The 18,300-nt window shown below is 71.5% G+C and carries 16 protein-coding genes and 1 tRNA gene; 9 read left to right on the forward strand and 8 right to left on the reverse strand.

Features of this window, described 5'->3' with window-relative positions; translation table 11 throughout:
- The first annotated feature begins 11 nt into the window (after nt 1-11).
- From C7444_RS14845 to C7444_RS20415, 4 genes are read left to right on the forward strand one after another with little or no spacing between them, the layout of a single operon-like run.
- Nucleotides 12-1,565, forward strand: a complete 1,554-nt coding sequence (locus C7444_RS14845; protein WP_110401637.1) for an XrtA system polysaccharide chain length determinant — start codon at nt 12-14, stop codon at nt 1,563-1,565.
- 13 nt (nt 1,566-1,578) lie between these two features.
- Nucleotides 1,579-2,592 carry an XrtA-associated tyrosine autokinase gene (locus C7444_RS14850; protein WP_110401638.1) on the forward strand — a complete coding sequence of 338 codons (1,014 nt, stop codon included), beginning with the start codon at nt 1,579-1,581 and terminating at the stop codon, nt 2,590-2,592.
- The gene (locus C7444_RS14855; RefSeq protein WP_170130768.1) at nt 2,582-4,132 is read left to right on the forward strand and encodes a TIGR03016 family PEP-CTERM system-associated outer membrane protein; all 1,551 of its coding nucleotides are present in this window, start codon (nt 2,582-2,584) and stop codon (nt 4,130-4,132) included. The genes C7444_RS14850 and C7444_RS14855 overlap by 11 nt, the downstream gene beginning before the upstream one ends.
- A gap of 11 nt (nt 4,133-4,143) precedes the next feature.
- On the forward strand, nt 4,144-6,477 hold the full coding sequence (locus C7444_RS20415; RefSeq protein WP_211317576.1) for an XrtA/PEP-CTERM system-associated ATPase: 2,334 nt from the start codon (nt 4,144-4,146) through the stop codon (nt 6,475-6,477).
- A gap of 40 nt (nt 6,478-6,517) precedes the next feature.
- Here the strand turns inward: C7444_RS20415 and ftsY are convergent, their stop codons facing one another.
- Nucleotides 6,518-7,714, reverse strand: a complete 1,197-nt coding sequence (gene ftsY, locus C7444_RS14865; protein ID WP_110401640.1) for a signal recognition particle-docking protein FtsY — start codon at nt 7,712-7,714, stop codon at nt 6,518-6,520.
- 68 nt (nt 7,715-7,782) lie between these two features.
- On the opposite strand from ftsY, the gene rsmD reads away from it, so the two are divergent.
- The 3 genes from rsmD to C7444_RS14880 are packed head-to-tail and all read left to right on the forward strand — an operon-like array spanning nt 7,783 to nt 9,284.
- Nucleotides 7,783-8,502 (forward strand): 16S rRNA (guanine(966)-N(2))-methyltransferase RsmD, encoded by a 720-nt coding sequence (rsmD, locus tag C7444_RS14870; RefSeq protein ID WP_170130769.1) that lies wholly within the window; start codon nt 7,783-7,785, stop codon nt 8,500-8,502.
- A complete protein-coding gene (gene coaD, locus C7444_RS14875) occupies nt 8,499-9,005 on the forward strand; it encodes a pantetheine-phosphate adenylyltransferase (protein ID WP_110401642.1) in 507 nt (168 codons plus the stop codon). The genes rsmD and coaD overlap by 4 nt, the downstream gene beginning before the upstream one ends.
- Before the next feature lie 18 nt (nt 9,006-9,023).
- The gene (locus C7444_RS14880; RefSeq protein ID WP_110401643.1) at nt 9,024-9,284 is read left to right on the forward strand and encodes a YfhL family 4Fe-4S dicluster ferredoxin; all 261 of its coding nucleotides are present in this window, start codon (nt 9,024-9,026) and stop codon (nt 9,282-9,284) included.
- 16 nt (nt 9,285-9,300) lie between these two features.
- On the opposite strand, the gene pth is transcribed toward C7444_RS14880, so the two are convergent.
- From pth to C7444_RS14915, 7 genes are all read right to left on the reverse strand, one after another.
- Entirely contained in the window at nt 9,301-9,921 is a 621-nt protein-coding gene (pth, locus tag C7444_RS14885; RefSeq protein WP_110401644.1) for an aminoacyl-tRNA hydrolase, read from the reverse strand.
- Between the two features lie 86 nt (nt 9,922-10,007).
- Nucleotides 10,008-10,625 carry a 50S ribosomal protein L25/general stress protein Ctc gene (locus tag C7444_RS14890; RefSeq protein ID WP_110401645.1) on the reverse strand — a complete coding sequence of 206 codons (618 nt, stop codon included), beginning with the start codon at nt 10,623-10,625 and terminating at the stop codon, nt 10,008-10,010.
- An 85-nt stretch (nt 10,626-10,710) separates the two neighbouring features.
- Nucleotides 10,711-11,673: a ribose-phosphate pyrophosphokinase gene (locus tag C7444_RS14895; RefSeq protein ID WP_110401646.1), complete on the reverse strand. Its 963-nt coding sequence runs from the start codon at nt 11,671-11,673 to the stop codon at nt 10,711-10,713.
- 82 nt (nt 11,674-11,755) lie between these two features.
- A tRNA-Gln gene (locus C7444_RS14900) sits at nt 11,756-11,832 on the reverse strand.
- 38 nt (nt 11,833-11,870) lie between these two features.
- Nucleotides 11,871-12,746: a 4-(cytidine 5'-diphospho)-2-C-methyl-D-erythritol kinase gene (gene ispE / locus C7444_RS14905; protein WP_110401647.1), complete on the reverse strand. Its 876-nt coding sequence runs from the start codon at nt 12,744-12,746 to the stop codon at nt 11,871-11,873.
- Nucleotides 12,747-12,786: 40 nt separating this feature from the next.
- Nucleotides 12,787-13,317 (reverse strand): outer membrane lipoprotein LolB, encoded by a 531-nt coding sequence (locus C7444_RS14910; protein WP_170130770.1) that lies wholly within the window; start codon nt 13,315-13,317, stop codon nt 12,787-12,789.
- Nucleotides 13,314-15,128: a tetratricopeptide repeat protein gene (locus C7444_RS14915; protein ID WP_110401649.1), complete on the reverse strand. Its 1,815-nt coding sequence runs from the start codon at nt 15,126-15,128 to the stop codon at nt 13,314-13,316. Before C7444_RS14915 ends, C7444_RS14910 begins: the two co-directional genes overlap by 4 nt.
- A gap of 80 nt (nt 15,129-15,208) precedes the next feature.
- Here C7444_RS14915 and mutM point away from each other — a divergent pair, with 80 nt between their 5' ends.
- A complete protein-coding gene (mutM, locus tag C7444_RS14920) occupies nt 15,209-16,039 on the forward strand; it encodes a bifunctional DNA-formamidopyrimidine glycosylase/DNA-(apurinic or apyrimidinic site) lyase (protein ID WP_110401650.1) in 831 nt (276 codons plus the stop codon).
- Nucleotides 16,040-16,176: 137 nt separating this feature from the next.
- Nucleotides 16,177-18,291: a dynamin family protein gene (locus C7444_RS14925; protein ID WP_110401651.1), complete on the forward strand. Its 2,115-nt coding sequence runs from the start codon at nt 16,177-16,179 to the stop codon at nt 18,289-18,291.
- The last annotated feature ends 9 nt before the right edge of the window (nt 18,292-18,300 follow it).

The raw sequence follows: 18,300 nt of genomic DNA on the forward strand, positions 1-18,300 counted from the left end.
GCTGGACGGCCATGAGTGAGCTGACCCGTCAGGCCATCACCGTCGCGCACCGCGTCTGGCGCCACCGCTGGGTGGGCGTGGCGGTGGCCTGGGCCGTGGGCATCGCCGGCGTCGGCGCCTCGGTGATGATGCAGGAGCGCTACGAGGCGCGGGCCCGCATCTACGTCGACACGCAGACCGTGCTCAAGCCGCTGATGCAGGGCCTGACCGTGCAGCCCGACATCGACCAGCAGGTGCGCATGCTGGGTCGCAACCTGGTGTCGCGCCCCAACGTCGAGAAGCTGGTGGCCATGCCCGAGCTGGGCCTGACCCAAGGCCCGGGCGGCCCGCCCGAGGCCCGGGTCGACAGCCTGCTGCGCTCCATCAAGGTGGAGCAGACGGGGGGCAACAACCTCTACGCCATCAGCTACCGCGACACCGATCCGGAGCGGGCCCGCAAGCTGGTGTCCGCGCTGGTGTCGCTGTTCATGAACTCGGGCGTGGACAGCAAGCGGCGCGATTCGCAGGACGCCAGCCGCTTCATCGACGAGCAGATCAGCCTGTACGAGGCCAAGCTCGTCGAGGCCGAGGGCCGGGTCAAGGACTTCAAGCTGCGCAACATCGGCGTGGCCTCGCCCTCGAGCAACCAGGACTTCTTCGCCCGCATGGCGGCGATCTCCGACGAGGTCAACCGCATCCGCATCCAGCTGTCGGCGGCCGAGCAGTCGCGCGACGCGCTGCGCCGCGAGCTGGGCAGCGAGGATCCGCAGCTGCCCGAGAACGCCGCCTCGGCGGTCTCGGCGACGCCGGAGCTCGACTCGCGCATCGATGCGCAGCGCCGCCAGCTCGACGACCTGATCCGCCGCTACACCGACGAGCATCCGGACGTCATCGCCGCGCGCCGCACCATCGAGCAGCTCGAGGCCCAGCGCCGCCGCGAGCTCGACGAGCGGGCCCGTTCGGGCCGGGGCCGGGGGGGCAGTGCCGCGACCAATCCGGTCTACCAGAAGCTGCGCGTGTCGCAGGCCGAGGCGGAGGCCGACGTGGCCGCGCTGCGGGCCCAGCTGGGCGTGCAGCAGGGCCGGCTGGCCGAGATCCGCTCCCAGGCCGGCCAGGTGCCGCAGGCCGAGGCCGACCTGGCCCAGCTGACCCGTGACTACGAGGTCATCCGCAAGAACTACGAGGAGCTGGTGACCCGGCGTGAATCGGCGGCGCTGGGCGTGAAGATCGACCAGACCGGCTCGATGGCCGATTTCCGGGTGATCGAGCCGCCCCGCGTGCTGCCCTGGGCGGTGTTTCCCAGCCGCAAGCAGCTGGCGCTGGTGACGCTGGCGGCCGCGCTGTTCGCGGGCCTGCTGGCCTCGTACGCGATGACCTTCCTGCACCCGACCTTCGGCAGCGAGCGGGAGCTGCGCGACTTCATCAAGCGGCCGGTGCTGGGCAGCGTGGCGCTGGTGGCCGATCCCCGCTCGGTCGAGCAGGTGCGGCGCGACCGTCTGCAGCTGCTGGGGGCGATGGGGTTGTTCGTGCTGATCTACGGCATCTGGCTCGTGTGGATCTTCCTGCGCCCCAGCGCGCTCGCCTAGAGAGAGCCTACCCATGAGCATCATTGAACAAGCGGCACGGCGTCTGGAGGAGCTGCGGGCGGCCGGTTTCGAGGTCGCGATCCGGCCCCTGCCGGCGCCGGTCGGCGACGCGGGCGAGATCGTGCCCCGCGAGGTGACGGTGACCGCCCGCGCGGCCAACGAGGAGGCGCTGATGCCGGAGGCGGCACGGCCTGCCGGCCTGCCGGCCGAACCGGCGGTGCGGCGCGTGCCGCTGACGCGCGTGCCCGCCCCGGTGCCCGCCGCGCCGCTGCGGGTCGAGCCGGACGCCGCGGGCAGACGCTCGCGCGAGGTCAGCCTCGACCTGGTCCGGCTCGAGCGTGACGGCTACCTGGTGCCGGCCAAGGCCCGTTCGCTGCTGGCCGAGCAGCTGCGCATCATCAAGCGCCCGCTGCTGGCCAACGCCCGGGGCGAGGGCGCGCAGGTGTCGTCGCGCGCCAACCTGATCCAGGTGGTCAGCGCCATGCCGGGCGAGGGCAAGACCTTCTTCGCGATGAACCTGGCGATGAGCATCGCGATGGAGGTCGACCACTCGGTGCTGCTGATCGACGCCGACGTGCTGCGGCCGTCGGTGATGGCGCGCTGCGGGGTCGAGTCCGGCCCGGGCCTGCTCGACCTGCTGGGCTCCGAGGACGTCGGGCTGTCGGACGTGATGCTGCGCACCAACGTGCCCAAGCTCAGCCTGATGCCCGCGGGCACCGCCTCGAGCCAGTCGACCGAGCTGCTGGCCAGCGCGGCCATGGAGCGCCTGCTCGACGAGCTGGCGGCCAAGTACGCCGACCGCATCATCGTCTTCGACGCGCCGCCGCTGATCCCGACCACCGAGTCGCGCGTGCTGGCCTCGCGCATGGGCCAGGTGGTGATGGTGGTCGAGGCCAACCGCACCACCCACCAGCAGGTCACGCAGGCCTTCGCGGCGCTGGAGGACTGCCCGATCGTGCTGACGGTGCTGAACAAGTCGACCGGGGTCGGTCGCACCGATGGTTACGGGTACTACTATGCGCGCTGACCGCCGCGTCGCGCTGCTGGCCGTGGCGGGGGCCGCGGCGCTGCTGGCGCTGCCGGCGGCCCGCGCCGACGTCTGGCTGGTGGCGCCGTCGATCGGCACCGAGGTGCTGGCCAGCGACAACATCGACCAGGCCGCTGGGGCGGCCGCCCGTGCCGACACCCGCCTGACCGTGAGCCCGCAGCTGCAGGTCTACGGCCGCGGGGCGCGCTACCGGCTCGACGCCAACCTGGCCGGGGACGGCTTCTTCCACGCCCAGCGCACCCAGGCCCAGCGTTTCCTGCCGCGCAGCCGGGTCGACGGCAGCGTGGTGGCGCTCGACCGCTGGCTCTACCTCGATGGCAGCCTGGCCGCCGACACGGTCGCCGAGAGCGTGCTGGACGCGACCCTGCAGGGCAGCTCGTCCAACCGCACGCGGGTCTACCGCGAGCGCATCAGCCCCTACCTCGACCACCAGTTCGATCCGAGCACCTCGCTGCTGGCCCGCGCCGACCGGACCTGGATCCAGACCCGGGGCAGCACGGCCGCCGGCACGACGCCGGTGGCCGGCAGCCTGACGGGCAGCTACCACTCCACCGTGCAGTCCGATCTGGTGCGGCTGGACCGGCGGCCCACGCCGCTGGGCCTGCGGCTCGAAGGCTCGCGGGTGCTGTCGAGCATCCAGGACCGTGGCATCGCCGACGTCGAGTTCAGCGTCGCCCGCGCGTCGCTGCTCTGGGGACCCGATCCGCAGTGGTTCGTCGGCCTGACCGCCGGCCGGGACCGGGCCCGCTACAGCGGTCTGCAGACCGGCGGCACGCTGCGTGGTGCATTGCTGCACTGGGCACCGACCGAACGCACGACGCTGGATGCGCTGCTCGAGCGGCGTTTCTTCGGCAACAGCTACCAGCTGAAGTTCGCCCACCGTTCGCCCTTCGTGGTGGTCGCCTCGACGCTGTCGCGCGAGGCCAGCACGGTGGCGGCCCAGCTGGCCAGCCAGTCGGGGGCGAGCAGCCTCGAGTCCCTGCTCGACTCGGCCTACCGCACCCGCATCACCGACCCGGTCGAGCGCCTGACCCGCGTGCGCAGCGACCTGGCCAACCAGGGCCTGAGCGCCGGCCTGAGCGGCGCCAGCGTGGTCAACGCCGGTTCGGCCCAGGTGGTGCAGGGCGCCGACCTGACGGTGCTGCTGCTGGGGCAGCGGCACACGGCCACCGCCCGGATCTACCGCCAGTCCACCCGGGCCCTGGTCGGCCCGGACGACACGACGACACCGTCGTCGGCCGACACGCGGCAGACCGGGCTGTCGCTCGAGGTGGCCCGCCGCCTCGATGCCCAGACCACCGGCCAGGTCGAGTTCACGCTCAGCCGCAATGAGACACTGGGGCTCGACGAGGGTGTGGCCCGTGTCAACGGCGGCCTGCGGGTCGGCCTGGCCTACCGCTTCTCTCCGGCGACGGTGGGGGCGGTCGGGCTGCGCTACCAGGTGTCCACGTCGTCGGTCGAGTCCGTCGCGGACGTCCGCGAGGTGTCGGTCTACGCCGGCGCGAACCATCGTTTCTGAGCGGTCACCCCATGTACGAATCCCACTTCGGCTTCAGCAACCCGCCGTTCCAGCTCAACCCCGATCCGTCGTTCTACTTCAACAGCGCCGGCCACAGCCGCGCGCTGGCCTACCTGCAGTACGGCGTGACCCAGGGCGAGGGCTTCATCGTCGTCACCGGTGACATCGGCGCGGGCAAGACCACGCTGGTGCGCACGCTGATCGACGGGCTGGACCGCCAGAAGGTGCTGGCCGCCCAGATCGTCAGCACGCAGCTCGAGGCCGGTGACCTGCTGCAGTCCATCATCACGGCCTTCGGCATCCCGACCATCGGCAGCTCCAAGGCCCACCTGATCGCCACGCTCGAGGCCTTCCTGACCGCGCTGGCCGGCCAGGGCCGCCACGCGCTGCTGATCGTCGACGAGGCGCAGAACCTGTCGCCGCGCGCGGTGGAGGAGCTGCGCATGCTGTCGAACTTCCAGCTCGGCAACCGCTCGCTGCTGCAGAGCTTCCTGGTGGGCCAGCCGGAGCTGCGCCAGCTGATCGAGTCGATGGAGCAGCTGCGCCAGCGCATCAGCGCGTCCTGCCACCTCGGCCCGCTGGGCCTGCAGGAGACGCGGGACTACATCCTGCATCGCCTGCGCCGGGTGGGCTGGCAGGACCGGCCGGTCTTCGACCCTGGCTCGCTCGAGCAGATCCACCGCTGGTCCGGCGGCGTGCCGCGGCGCATCAACCGGCTGTGCAATCGTGTGCTGCTGGCCTCCTTCCTCGACGGCGACGACCATGTGACACCGCAGTGGGTCGAGCAGCTGGCGCTGGAGCTGCACGCGGAGATGGGCGACACCGCCTTCCAGCCGCTGGCGCTCGACGCCTCGGCCGATCCGCTGGAGGCGGGGGTCGCCGGCGCCGCCGACGTGGCCGGGCCGGCCGCGGCCGCACGACCGCCGGCCGAATCCCTGCGGCCTGCCGCCCCCGCCGAGGCCTCGCGGCCCGCGATGGCCATGGCCCCGGCCAGTGTCGAGGGCCTGCCCTGGCTGACCGATGTCGTGCGCTTCGAGTCCTCGGTCAGCGGTGCGCCGGTGCAGGGCGATGTGGTGTTCTGCCTGGCCGACACGGCCAGCGCGGCCCTGAAGTTCGCCGCGCTGGCCCGCGTGCTGGCCGCGGGGGGCGAGCCCCTGCGGCTGGTGCTGGTCAACCCCGGCCTGCCGGCCCGCGTGTGGCCCTGGGAGCCGATGGACCGCCTGCTGCCCGGCCTGCCGCTGAGCGTGCACCTGGGCCTGCCCGACGGCCGCCTGGAGGCGGCCGCGGCGCTGCTGTTCACCCGCATGACCGGCCTGATCGACGAGCTGCGTCCGGTGGCGGCCCTGTCGCTGGGCGCCAGCGACGCGGTGCTGGCCTGCGCGATGGCCTCGCGCCAGCACGGCGTGCCGCTGGTCTGCCTGGAGGCGGGGGACCGCCATCCCTGCTCGCCGGTGCGTGCGTCCCCGGCGGGCGACAACGCCGGCATGATCGAGCAGCTGTCGGACCTGCTGCTGGCCTCCGACGCGCAGCCGGCACTGTGCCGCCTGCAGCAGCAGGGCATCGCGCCGGCACGGGTGATGAGCATCGCCGGCGGACTCGACGTCGACTCCATCGGTGCGGTCTGGCGCGAGGCCACGACCCCCTACGGCGCCTTCATGCGCCATGGCCTGCCGGTGCACCTGGGGCCGGCGCTGGCGGGAGAGCCGGGCGAGGGCACGCCGTATGCCGTCGCGGTGATCGCGCTGCAGCCTGGCGAGCAGGTCCGCGCGCAGGCGCTGTGCACCCTGCTGTCCCGCGTCACGGCGGTGCCCAAGGTGGTCTGGCTGATCGACGAGACGACCCGCGGGGTGCTGGCCCAGGTGCTGGCGGCCGATGCGGCGCTGGCCGCCCAGGTCTGCCTGGTGGTGGGCGAGGGCCCGCACGATGCCAACGTCAACGACCGAATGAACCGTTCGGTGCTGCTGTGCCGCGAGGTGCCGGCGCTGCAGGACCAGCTCAGCATCCTGCGCGGCAGCCGCTGTGCGCTGGTCGAGCCCGGCCAGGTGCTGGCCGACGCGGCCGAGCTGCTCGACCTGCCGTTCGTGCACGTCGATGCCGACGCGCTGGCGCTGCGCAGCCGCCGCCAGGGCGTGCTGGCGCAATACCCCCTGCAGCCCGAGGCGCTCAACGCCTGCCTGCAGGCGCTGGCCGCGCTGGCCCCGGCGCCGGATGCGCCGCTGCAGATCCGCGAGGAGCAGGGCGCGGTGACCGGCGTGGCGCGCCACCTGCGCCACTGGCTGGCGCGCCGTCGCCATGCCGCCGCGGGGCCGGGCAGCGAGCCGGTGGCCCAGCCGCTGGCCGCGTGAGGCTTCAGGCGCGAGGCGTGCCCCCTGGGGCACGCCGCCTTCAGCTCAGCAGGGCCTGGGCGAATTCCTGGGCCTTGAAGGGCTGGAGGTCCTCCAGCCGCTCCCCCACGCCGATGAAGTAGACCGGCACCGTGCCCTTGCCGCTGCGGGCGCGGTCACGCACCCACAGCGCGATGGCGGCGAGCACGCCACCCTTGGCCGTGCCGTCGAGCTTGGTGACGATCAGCCCGGTCAGGCCGAGCACGTCGTCGAAGGCCTTGACCTGCGCCATCGCGTTCTGGCCGGTGTTGCCGTCGACGACCAGCAGCACCTCGTGCGGGGCGCCTTCCATCGCGCGGCCCAGGCTGCGGCGGATCTTGCGCAGCTCCTCCATCAGGTGCAGCTGCGTGGCCAGCCGGCCGGCGGTGTCGGCGATGACCACGTCGCAGCCCCGCGCCTTGCCCGCGGTCACCGCATCGTGGCAGACGGCCGCCGGGTCGCCCCCTTCCTGGCTGACGATCTCGACCCGGGTGCGGTCGGCCCAGACGGCCAGCTGCTCGCGGGCGGCGGCACGGAAGGTGTCGGCCGCGGCCAGCAGCACCTTGCAGTCCTGGTCGGCCAGGTGGCGGGTCAGCTTGCCGATGGTGGTGGTCTTGCCGGCGCCGTTGACGCCGGCCACCATGATCACCGTGGGCTGCTGGCGTCCCACCTCCAGCGCCCCTTCCAGCGGCGCCAGCAGCTCGGCGATGCCTTGTGCCAGCAGGCCCTTGACCGCGCCGGGGTCGGTGGTGCGGTTGTCCTTGACCCGCTGCTTCAGGTCGGCGAGCAGGTATTCGGTCGCACCGACTCCGGCGTCGGCCATCAGCAGCGCGGCCTCGAGCTCCTCGTAGAGCGTGTCGTCGATCTGCGTGCCGGTGAAGACCTGGGCGATCGCCGAGCCGGTGCGCTGCAGGCCGGCCTTGAGCCGCTTCAGCCAGGAGCCACCCGGCTTGGCCGTGAGCACCTCCGGTGCCGGCTCGGGCGGCATGGCGGGCGCCGGGGGCATCGGTGCCGGCGGGGGCGTGGCCACGGGCGGCCGGACCGCCGCCACTGCCGCTGGGGGCGGTGGCACCTGCACCGGCGCGCTGGCGACCGGTGCGGCTGCAGGGGCCCAGGCCGAGGGCGCGGGGGCGGCCGGGGGCACCGGCGCGGGCGTGACGACCGGGCTGGGCGGCTCGACCGGAGCGGGGGTGGTCTTGCGCCTGAAAAAACTGAACATGCTGGGGAGTGGACGGACCACCGACTGGAACAGTCTTCATTGTAGGCAGCCGCACCTAAAATACCGGTGTGAGCTCCTCAGTTTCTTCCAAGCCGCCCCGTGCGGCCGCCCGGTCCGCCCGATCGGATCGCCCGTCCCGGCCCGAAGGGGGCCGTCCGCCGGCCCACCCGGCCGCGCCTGCAGGGCGTGGCGAGGTGCGCATCATCGGCGGGCAGTGGAAACGCTCGCGCCTGCCGGTGCCCGACAGCCCGGGCCTGCGCCCGACCCCGGACCGGGTGCGCGAGACGCTGTTCAACTGGCTGGGCCAGGATCTGCGCGGCTGGCAGGTGCTCGACGCCTATGCCGGCTCCGGCGCGCTGGGTTTCGAGGCCGCGTCACGGGGGGCTGCCGAGGTGACGCTGCTCGAGCAGCAGCCGGCGCTGGTCGCCGCACTGAACCGCCACCGCGAGCGCCTGGGGGCGACGATGCTGCGCATCGAGCGGGCCGACGCCCTGGACTGGATGCAGCGGGCCGAGCCGGGGCGCTACCAGCTCGTGCTGCTCGATCCGCCGTTCGCCGCCGGCCTGGTGCCGGCCAGCCTGCAGGCAGCGCGGCCGCTGCTCGCGCCCGGCGGCCTGATCTACCTCGAGTCCGGCGAGGCGCCTGGCGCCGACGAGCTGCGCGCCGCCGGCCTGAGCCTGCACCGTCAGGGTCGGGCAGGTGCCGTGCATTACCATCTTCTGGTGTCGTGCGCGGCCGATGCCACGCCCCCGACGTCCTCATCCCACGCAGCCAGGAGCTCCAGTTGAACAGCGTGACGCAAGATCTCACGGCCGTCTACCCGGGCACGTTCGACCCGATGACCCTGGGTCATCAGGATCTGATGCGACGGGCCAGCCGGCTGTTCAGCCGCCTGATCGTCGCGGTGGCCGCCGGCCACCACAAGCGCACGATGTTCACGCTCGACGAGCGCCTGGACATCGCCCAGGAGCTGGCGGCCCAGTACCCGAATGTCGAGGTCATCGCCTTCCGCGGCCTGCTGCGCGACTTCGTCGTCGGCCATGGCGCCAAGGTGGTGGTGAGGGGCCTGCGGGCGGTCAGCGACTTCGAGTACGAGTTCCAGATGGCGGGCATGAACCGCCAGCTGATGCCCGAGGTCGAGACCCTGTTCCTGACGCCCAGCGACCATTACCAGTTCATCAGCGGCACCTTCGTGCGCGAGATCGCGGTGCTGGGAGGCGACGTGTCCAAGTTCGTGTCCCCCTCGGTGCTCGAACGCCTGCGCCACCGTGTCAGTCAGGCGACCGGCTGAGCCGGCAAGGAGAACGCCATGGCGCTGATGATCACCGACGAATGCATCAACTGCGATGTCTGCGAACCCGAGTGCCCCAACCAGGCCATCTCGATGGGCGCGGACTTCTACCAGATCGATCCGGGCCGCTGCACCGAGTGCGTCGGCCATTTTCCCGAGCCGCAGTGCGTGCAGGTCTGCCCGGTCGAGTGCATCCCGCTGCACCCGCAGCATGTCGAGACCCGCGAGCAGCTGATGCACAAGTACGAGCAGCTGCAGGCGGGAGTCACCCCCGCCTGAGGGCGGGTGCTGCCGTTCAGGCCGTGCCGCCGGGCGGCGCGACGGGCCGGGGCGGCTTGGGGCGCGGCGGCTTGGCGTGGACCGTGTGCATCGCCAGGGCCATGTCGCCGTCGAGCATGGCCTTGCAGGCCGGCAGCGTGCGGTCGATGGATTCGTCGATCAGCATGCGCTCGCTCAGCGGCGGCTTGCGCAGCACGTAGCCGACCACTTCGGCGCGGTCGCCCGGGTGGCCGATGCCCAGGCGCAGGCGCCAGAAGTCGGCGCTGCCCAGCTGGGCCTGGATGTCCTTGAGCCCGTTGTGGCCCGCGGCGCTGCCGCCCAGCTTGATCTTGGCCTGGCCCGGCAGCACGTCGAGCTCGTCGTGCACCACCAGGATCTCGGCCGGCGTGATCTTGAAGAAGCGCGCGAGCGCGGCCACCGACTTGCCCGACAGGTTCATGTAGGTCTGCGGCTCGAGCAGCCAGACGCTGCCCTGCGGCAGGTTGGCGCGCGCGACCAGCCCGTGGTAGTTGCGGTCGGGCTGCAGGCTGACGCCCCACTGGCGGGCCAGCGCGTCGATCCACCAGAAACCGGCGTTGTGGCGCGTGTCCTCGTATTCGGCGCCTGGGTTGCCCAGGCCGACAAAGAGTCGAATCATGTCTGGCGCTCCTCAGTGGAGAGTGGTCCGAGCAAGAAAAAGCCCCGCCAGGGCGGGGCTTTTCGAGCCGGAAGCGGCACGGAAGATCACTTCTTCTTCTTGCCCTTGGCCGGGACGGCGGCAACCACCGGAGCCACGATCTCTTCGACCTTCGGCGGCAGGGCCGTGGCGATGACCGGGTTCTTGCGGCCGTGCGTGCGGACCTTGATGTGGCTGTCGAGCTTCAGGTCGTCGACGTGGATCGACTGGCCGGTGGCCAGCGAACCCAGGTCCACCGTCAGGAATTCCGGCAGCTTCTCGGCCAGGCACTCGATCTCGAGCTCGGTCGCGATGTGCGACATCGTGCCCTTGTCGGTCTTGACGCAAGGCGAATCGGCTTCGTTGATGAAGTGCAGCGGCACGCGCTTGCGGATGCGGGTGGTGGCGTCCACGCGCTGGAAGTCGATGTGCTGGACCAGCGGCTTGAACGCGTGCATCTGCAGGTCACGCAGCACGACCTTGCTGGAGGCGCCGTCCAGTTCCATCTCGAGGATGGACGAGTGGAAGGATTCCTTCTTCAGCGCGTGGTACAGCGCGTTGTGGTCCAGCTCGATCATGGCCGGCTCACCCGCGCCGTAGACGATGCCGGGAACCTTGCCACCCATGCGCAGGCGGCGGCTCGCTCCGGTCCCCTGCAGCTCGCGCTTGAATGCGACGAATTTCATGTCAATTCTCCAGAAATGGAAGGCCGCCCGCGACCAGGCGACCTGAAGTTCGTCCAGCCCCCGAGGGGCCGGACCGGATGCCGCATCAGAAGTTGTTGTTCTGTTCGGCGAAGAGGGAGGTCACCGACTCGCCATCCGAGATGCGGCGGATGGTCTCGGCAAACAGGAAGGCGACCGACAGCTGACGGATCTTCGCGCAGGCCCGGGCCGGGCCCTGCAGCGGGATCGTGTTGGTGATCACCACCTCGTCGAGCTTGGAGTTGCTGATGCGCTCGACCGCCGGCCCCGACAGGATCGGGTGCGTGCAGTAGGCGAACACGCTGTTGGCGCCCCGGTCCTTCAGCACCTCGGCGGCCTTCACCAGCGTGCCGGCGGTGTCGATCATGTCGTCCATGATCACGCAGTTGCGGCCTTCGATCTCGCCGATGATGTGCATCACCTCGGAGACGTTGGCCTTCGGGCGGCGCTTGTCGATGATGGCCAGGTCGCAGCCGAGCTGCTTGGCCAGCGCGCGCGCGCGCACCACGCCACCGACGTCGGGAGACACCACCACGAGGTTCTCGTGGCGCTTGCCCTTGACGTCGCTGAGCAGCACCGGCGAGGCGTAGATGTTGTCGACCGGGATGTCGAAGAAGCCCTGGATCTGGTCGGCGTGCAGGTCCATCGTCAGCACGCGGTTGACGCCGGCGACTTCCATCATGTTGGCCACGACGCGGGCACTGATGGGCACGCGGGTCGAGCGCGGACGGCGGTCCTGGCGCGCGTAGCCGAAGTAGGGCACGACGGCGGTGATGCGGCGTGCGGAGGCACGCTTGAGCGCATCGACCATCAGCAGCAGCTCCATCAGGTGCTCGTTGGTCGGGGCGCAGGTCGGCTGCACCACGAACACATCACGCGCACGGACGTTTTGCTGGATTTCGACCGTCACTTCACCGTCGGAGAAGTGACCCACGGAAGCCTTGCCGAGCTCGATGCCGAGATCCTTGGCGATCTCCTGGGCGAGGGCGGGGTTGGCGTTGCCTGTGAACAGAACGGTGTTGGAGAGCATGAGGGGTGCCCGTGGCGTTTTGACGCTTCACCAAGAAAAGGGCGCCGCGTGGATGAACCAGCGCGGCGCCTTGACGATGATTTGGCAGGGGAGGAAGGACTCGAACCCTCGCATGTCGGAATCAAAATCCGATGCCTTGACCAACTTGGCGACTCCCCTACACTGGACGCCGCTTGCGCAGCACCCGAAACCTTGTGTCAGTCTGAAGCCCACTCGCACAGCGGATGATGCTTCATTCCTTCACAGTACCTGCCCACCCACGCTGCCGGCAGTGTCGCCACGACATGCTCGGCTGCCGACGGATGGTCGGTGTGTGCAAAAACGGCGCTGCCGGAACCGCTCATGCGGCTGTTGCCCATGTGCTGCTCCAGCAGAACCAGCGTTTCGGTGACCTTGCTGGAGTAGGCTTGAGCACAAGCCTGCAGGTCGTTTTGTCCGAATCGCTTTGTTTCTGCAGCGAAGACCGCTACTGTAGTCGCTGGAGTGTCCCTCGTCAACAGTTCTGACGTAAAAATTTTCACCGTCGGGATCTCGACGTCGGGCTTGACCACCAGATAGCCGCTGGCCGGCAGGTCGATGGGGGTCAGTCGCTCGCCGATGCCCTCGACCCAGGCGTTGTGGCCGCCGACGAAAAACGGCACGTCCGCACCGAGGCGCAACGCCAGGTCGAGCAGGCGCTGGCGTGGCCAGCGCAGCCCCCAGAGGCGGTTCAGCGCCAGCAGCGTGGTCGCGGCGTCCGAGCTGCCGCCGCCCAGTCCGGCGCCCCACGGCACCTGCTTGTCGATGCTGATGTGCACCCCCCAGCAGGTGCCGCTGGCCTGCTGCAGCAGGCGGGCCGCCTTCACGCTCAGGTCGTCATCGGGCAGGGCCAGGCCCAGGTCGGTGCGCGAGATGCCCCCCGGGCTGCCGCCGGGGCCGGGCGGGCGGCGCTCCAGGTGCAGCGTGTCGCACCAGTCGATCAGCGCGAAGGCCGACTGCAGCAGGTGGTAGCCGTCGGCGCGGCGGCCGGTGACATGCAGGAACAGGTTCAGCTTGGCCGGGGCCGGGAGGTCATGGAGCGCGGCGATGGACATGGGAAGGGGCAGGGCGGGAAAAGGGACGGCGACCCGCGGATCAGCGGGTGTCCAGCCGGGTGCGCACGGTCACCCGGGGCGGCGGATTCTGGCGCACGGCGGCGATGCTGCCTTCGCTCGCCCGGGTGGTGTCGACCTCCCAGCCCAGCTGCGAGAAGCCCTGGCGCGGGCTCGGCAGCGGGGTGGCGGCGGCCTGGGGCCACGGGCGGCCCCGCATCCAGTCGAACAGGGCCTCGATCGGGATCGTCTCGCCCATCAGGTCGTCGGCGAGCGCTTCCAGGCTGTCGTAGCGGCGTTCGCCGTCGCTGCTGCTGAGCGTGGCGACGTTGCCGTGCCAGCGGGCCTCGCCGACCCTCAGGCCGATCGGGCTGGTCAGCGCGAGCCGGCCCTGGCGGGCGTCGCCGCTCAGCTCGAAGCCGGCCGAGAAGGAACGATCCGCCTGACCCTCCACCACCACGCCCAGCCGTCCGGTCAGCAGGTCGTCGGTGCCGGTCGCCGGCGGCGTGCTGGCGCATGCGGCGAGCGTCAGGGCGCAGGCCAGGGCGGACCAGCGGCCGCGCTGCAGCCTCAAAGCCGCACCTTCAGCCGGGCCAGCGTCTCGGTCAGCACCTCGTTGTCGGCGTCCTGCCGGCGCGCCTCGATCCACAGCGCGCGGGCCTCGTCGCGGCGCCCCATCGCCCAGAGCACCTCGCCGAGGTGGGTGGCGATCTCCGCGTCCGGGCGCCTGGCGTGGGCCTCGCGCAGCAGGTGCTCGGCGCCGATCAGGTTGCCCAGCCGGAACTCGACCCAGCCGGCGCTGTCGGTGATGAAGGCGTCGTCGGGTGCCAGCGTGCGGGCCCGGGTGACGAGCAGCCGGGCCTCGTCCAGCCGCAGCTTGCGATCAGCCAGGCTGTAGCCCAGCGCGTTGTAGGCATGCGGCTGGTCGGGCTTGAGCAGGATGACCGCCCGCAGCAGGGCCTCGAACTCGTCCATGCGCTTGAGCTTCTCGGCCAGCAGCGCCTGCTCGTACATCAGGTCGGCGTCCTTCGGGAAACGTTCGTTGGCCTGCTGCAGGGCCTCGTGGGCCCGTTTCCACTGCTGCGCATCCCGCAGCAGCTGGATCCGGGCGCCCAGCTTGCCGCGCAGCTCCTCGTCGCTGCCCTCGGGCAGGGTGTCGATCTGCGCCAGCGCCTCGTCGAGCTTGCCCTGCTTGGCCAGCAGCCCGGCGCGGCGCACCGCCACCGACGGCGCGTCCTGCACCTCGGCCAGCCGGTCGAGCCAGCGCTGGGCTCCGGCGTAGTCCTTCTGCATCTCGGCGGCCTGGGCCAGCATCAGCAGGGCCTGGCTGCGGTCCTGCTGAGCCACCAGCTGGTGGGCGTCGGTGCCGGTGTCCTCGGCCTGCGTGCCGGGGTCGTCGTCCTTCGGTCGCTGCTCGTCGAGGGCAAGGAAACGCTGCAGCGAGGCGGAGGCGGCGTCCGTCTGCTGCAGTTCCATCTCGAGCGCGCCCTGCATCACCCAGGCGCGCAGCAGCGTGGCTTCGTCGCGGGTGACCGTGCGCACCACGGCGAGGGCCTCCGGATAACGCTTGCCGGCGGTCAGCACCCGTGCCCAGGCCATGCGCAGCGCGGTGTTCGACTGCGGCTGCGCCACGTAGGCCTGCACCAGCGCCTCGGCCTGGGGCTCCTTGTCGATCAGCTCCAGCGCCACGGCGGCGGCCGGCATGAAGGCCGGATCGGACTGCAGCGCGGCCCGCACCAGCTCCAGGCTGCGGCCGGTGTCCCCGGCGATCAGCCAGGCCCGGGCGCTGCCGGTCTCGGCGCCAGCCCGGGTGGCCCCCTGGGCGCGCCAGGGGCGCAGCACCTCGTCGAGCGTGCGGGCGCCGGCCTTGGCCGGCTCCCCCGGGCGCAGCAGGCGGGGCAGGCTGGCGATCAGCAGCGGCCGGTCCGCGGCCGGGGTCAGCTCGATCAGCGTCTGCATCGGCTCCTGGGCCTCGCGGTTCTTGCCCAGGGCCATGAGCAGCTGGGCCTGCAGCTCGACGGCCATGCGGGAGCGGGGCAGGGCCAGCCGCCAGGCCTTCAGGGCCGCCTGGGCTTCGGTGGGGGCCCGCCCGCCGATGGCGATGTCCACGGCCCGCTTGAACAGGCCTTCGTCGCGGGTGCGGCGCGCGGCGTCGAGCATGACCTGGTAGGCCGTGCCGGTCTCGCCGCGGCGCAGCTCGCTTTCGCTGACCAGCAGCTGGTAGAACAGCTCGGCGTCCATCGTCGAATTGACGACCCTGGGCGGCGGGGTACCGCTGCCTTCCGGCATGGCGGCCCGGGTGGGCGCCGCGGCGCACAGCGTCATCGCGGCCAGGGGGACCAGCAGCAGCCGGCTCACGGCGGGAACGCGAAAGGAAAGGGGCATGCGACTGGACTCCGGCTTTCGACTCATTCTAGGGGAGGGCCTGCGCCCCGGCCGGAGCGGGTCCTTCCCGATAATGCGGCATGCCTGAATTGCCGGAAGTCGAAGTCACCCGCCTGAGCCTGACCGACCGGGTCGACGGTGCGCTCATCCTGTCGGCGTCGCTCGGCAAGCCGCTGCGCTGGCCGCTGGGCCGCGATCCGCAGGCCCTGGCCGGCCACGCCATCGGCGCGCTGCAGCGGCGCGGCAAGTACCTGTGGATGCCGCTGGTGTCACCCGACGAGGGCGAGAGCGGCCTGCTGCTGCACCTGGGCATGTCCGGTTCGCTGAACTGGAGCACCGCACCGCCGCCCCGCGGCGTGCACGACCACTTCGAGCTGCGGACCGACCGGGGCGTGCTGCGCCTGACCGATCCGCGCCGCTTCGGCGCGGTGGTCTGGTCGGCCGGCCTGGCCGCCGACCCGGCCCGGCAGCTGCTGTCGCGCCTCGGGGTGGAGCCGCTCGAGCGGGGTTTCACGGCGTCGGTGCTGCACGCTGGGCTGGCGGGCCGGCGGGTGGCGATCAAGCAGGCGCTGCTGGCTGGCGACGTGGTGGTCGGCGTGGGCAACATCTACTGCTCCGAGGCGCTGTTCCTGTCAGGCATCGATCCGCGCACCGCCGCGGGGCGCCTGAGCCGGGCCCGCTGCGAGCGCCTGGTCGAGGCGATCCGGGCGGTGCTGTCGCAGGCGGTCAGCCTGGGCGGCTCGACGCTGCGTGATTTCCGCGATGCCCATGGCATGGGTGGGGCATTCCAGCACCAGGCGCAGGTCTATGACCGCGCCGGCCAGGCCTGCCGGCGCTGCGGCACGCCGATCTGCCGCATCGTCCAGGGGCAGCGGGCCACCTACCACTGTCCGGCCTGCCAGCGCCGCTGAGTTGTCCGTCGATCACCGCGCATCTCGCGGCCTGGGCGGCTGCCGTCCGTGACAGGCTCGGCATGTTGCGCATGCATGGCCCCGGCCACCCTGCGCTAGGATGAACACTCCACGAACCGTGTCGCAACGGTGAGACGATGACCCAGCTTCCGATCGATTCCGCACCGAACGACGTCACTACCCACGAGCCCTTCGTGCGCAGCCTGGATGCCATGGGCACCTGGCGCGGCCGGCTCGAGGAGAGCGTGCGCGAACTGGTGCGCTTCCTGCGCGAGCAGGGACTGCTGGACGAGGCCGCCGGCGACCTGCTCGATTCGCTGCGCCAGCGCCTGGCCGGCGAGAAGCTGGTCGTGGCCTTCGTCGCCGAGTTCTCGCGCGGCAAGTCCGAGCTGATCAACGCCATTTTCTTCGCCGATGCGGGCCGCCGCATCATGCCGGCCACGCCGGGGCGCACCACGATGTGCCCGGTCGAGCTGGGCTGGGATGCGGACGAGCCGCCGGGGCTGTCGCTGCTGCCCATCGAGACGCGGCTGGACGGGGCCTCGCTGGCCGAGCTGCGCGGGCAGCCGCGCGCCTGGGTGCGCGAGTCGCTCGACGTCAAGGATCCCGAATCGTTCGCCGGCGCCCTGACGGCCGTGATGCGCACCCGCCACGTCCCGGTCGACGAGGCCCGGGCGCTCGGCTTCTGGAACGACGAGCAGCCGGCCGACAACCCGCCGATCGACATCGAGGGCCGGGTCGAGGTGCCGATGTGGCGCCACGCCATCATCAACGTGCCGCACCCGCTGCTCAAGCGCGGGCTGGTGGTCATCGACACGCCGGGCCTGAACGCCATCGGGGCCGAGCCCGAGCTGACCGTGGGCCTGCTGCCCAGCGCCCACGTGGTGGTCTTCGTGCTGGGCGCGGACACCGGCGTGACCCGCTCGGACCTCGAGATCTGGCGCGACCACCTGGCCTCGCAGGCGCTGACCCGCTACGTGGTGCTCAACAAGATCGATGCGCTCTACGACCCGCTGTCGAGCGTGGAGCACAGCGAGTCCCAGATCACCCGTCAGTGCGTCCAGGTGGCGCGCACGCTGGACGTGCCGCTGGCGCGGGTGTTCCCGCTGTCGGCCCGGCAGGCGCTGGAGGCCCGCGTCGAGGGCAACAGCGCGCTGCTGGTCGACAGCCGCCTGCTGGCGCTGGAGCAGGCGCTGGCGCAGCAGCTGCTGCCGCAGCGCCGGGCGGTGTTCGAGCAGCTGACGCTGGAGGCGCTCGGCGTGGTCCAGCAGCAGACCCAGCGCAGCCTCAACGACCTGCGCCGCGGCCTGACCGAACAGCTGATGGAGCTGCGCGGCCTGCGTGGCAAGAACGCCAGCAAGGTGCAGATGCTGCTGTCGCGCGTGGCCGCCGAGACCACCGAGTTCGAGCAGTGCACCGCCCAGCTGCAGGCGCTGCGCTCGGTGCACACGCGCATGCTCAAGGAGCTGCTGCAGGGCCTGTCCGGCGACGTGCTGCGTGACCAGGTCGACCTGATGATCCGCTCGATCCGCGAGTCGCTGCTCAAGCTGGGGGCCAAGCGCTCCTTCACCCAGCTGTTCGCCCAGCTGCGCGTCTCGCTCGACGAGGCGCAGCGCCGCGGGCAGGACATCCGCGACATGCTGGCGGCCTCGTTCACCCGGCTCAACACCGAGTTCGGCTTCAGCCTGTCACCCTCGAGCACGCCGGAGCTGTCGCGCTTCCGTGACGACATGGCGCTGATCGAGCGCAACTACATCCAGTACCTCGGCCTCAGCCAGGCGATGCGCCTGGCGCAGCCCCGTTTCCTCGACCAGTTCCGGCGCATGCTGATGTCGCGCCTGCGGGTGGTGTTCGAGAGCGCGGCCGGCGAGATGGAGCTCTGGAACCGCACCGCGTCGGCTCAGGTCGATGCCCAGCTGCGCGAGCGCCGCAAGGCGTTCAAGCGCCGCCGCGAGTCGCTCGAGCGCATCCGGCAGGCCTCGGGCGAGCTGGAGGTCCGGGTCAACGAGCTCGAGCAGCAGGAGCTGCGGCTGACCGCGCTCGACGGCCACCTGGCGCAGCTGTTCGAGGCCTCGCGTCGCGCAGCCACCCAGCGCGAGTTCGGCGACACCCAGCCGCTGCCGATGGCCGTCGCCGGCGCGTCGCCGGTGACCCTGACCGACCGCATCGAGCTGGCGCCCGGGCCCGGGCTGCCTTTCCTCTCCACCTCGTCACCTGCCACCCTGTCGCCGCCGGCGGCCGAGCGGGCCTGATCGATCTCG

It is taken from the genome of Sphaerotilus hippei (assembly GCF_003201595.1).
Classification (GTDB): domain Bacteria; phylum Pseudomonadota; class Gammaproteobacteria; order Burkholderiales; family Burkholderiaceae_C; genus Sphaerotilus; species Sphaerotilus hippei.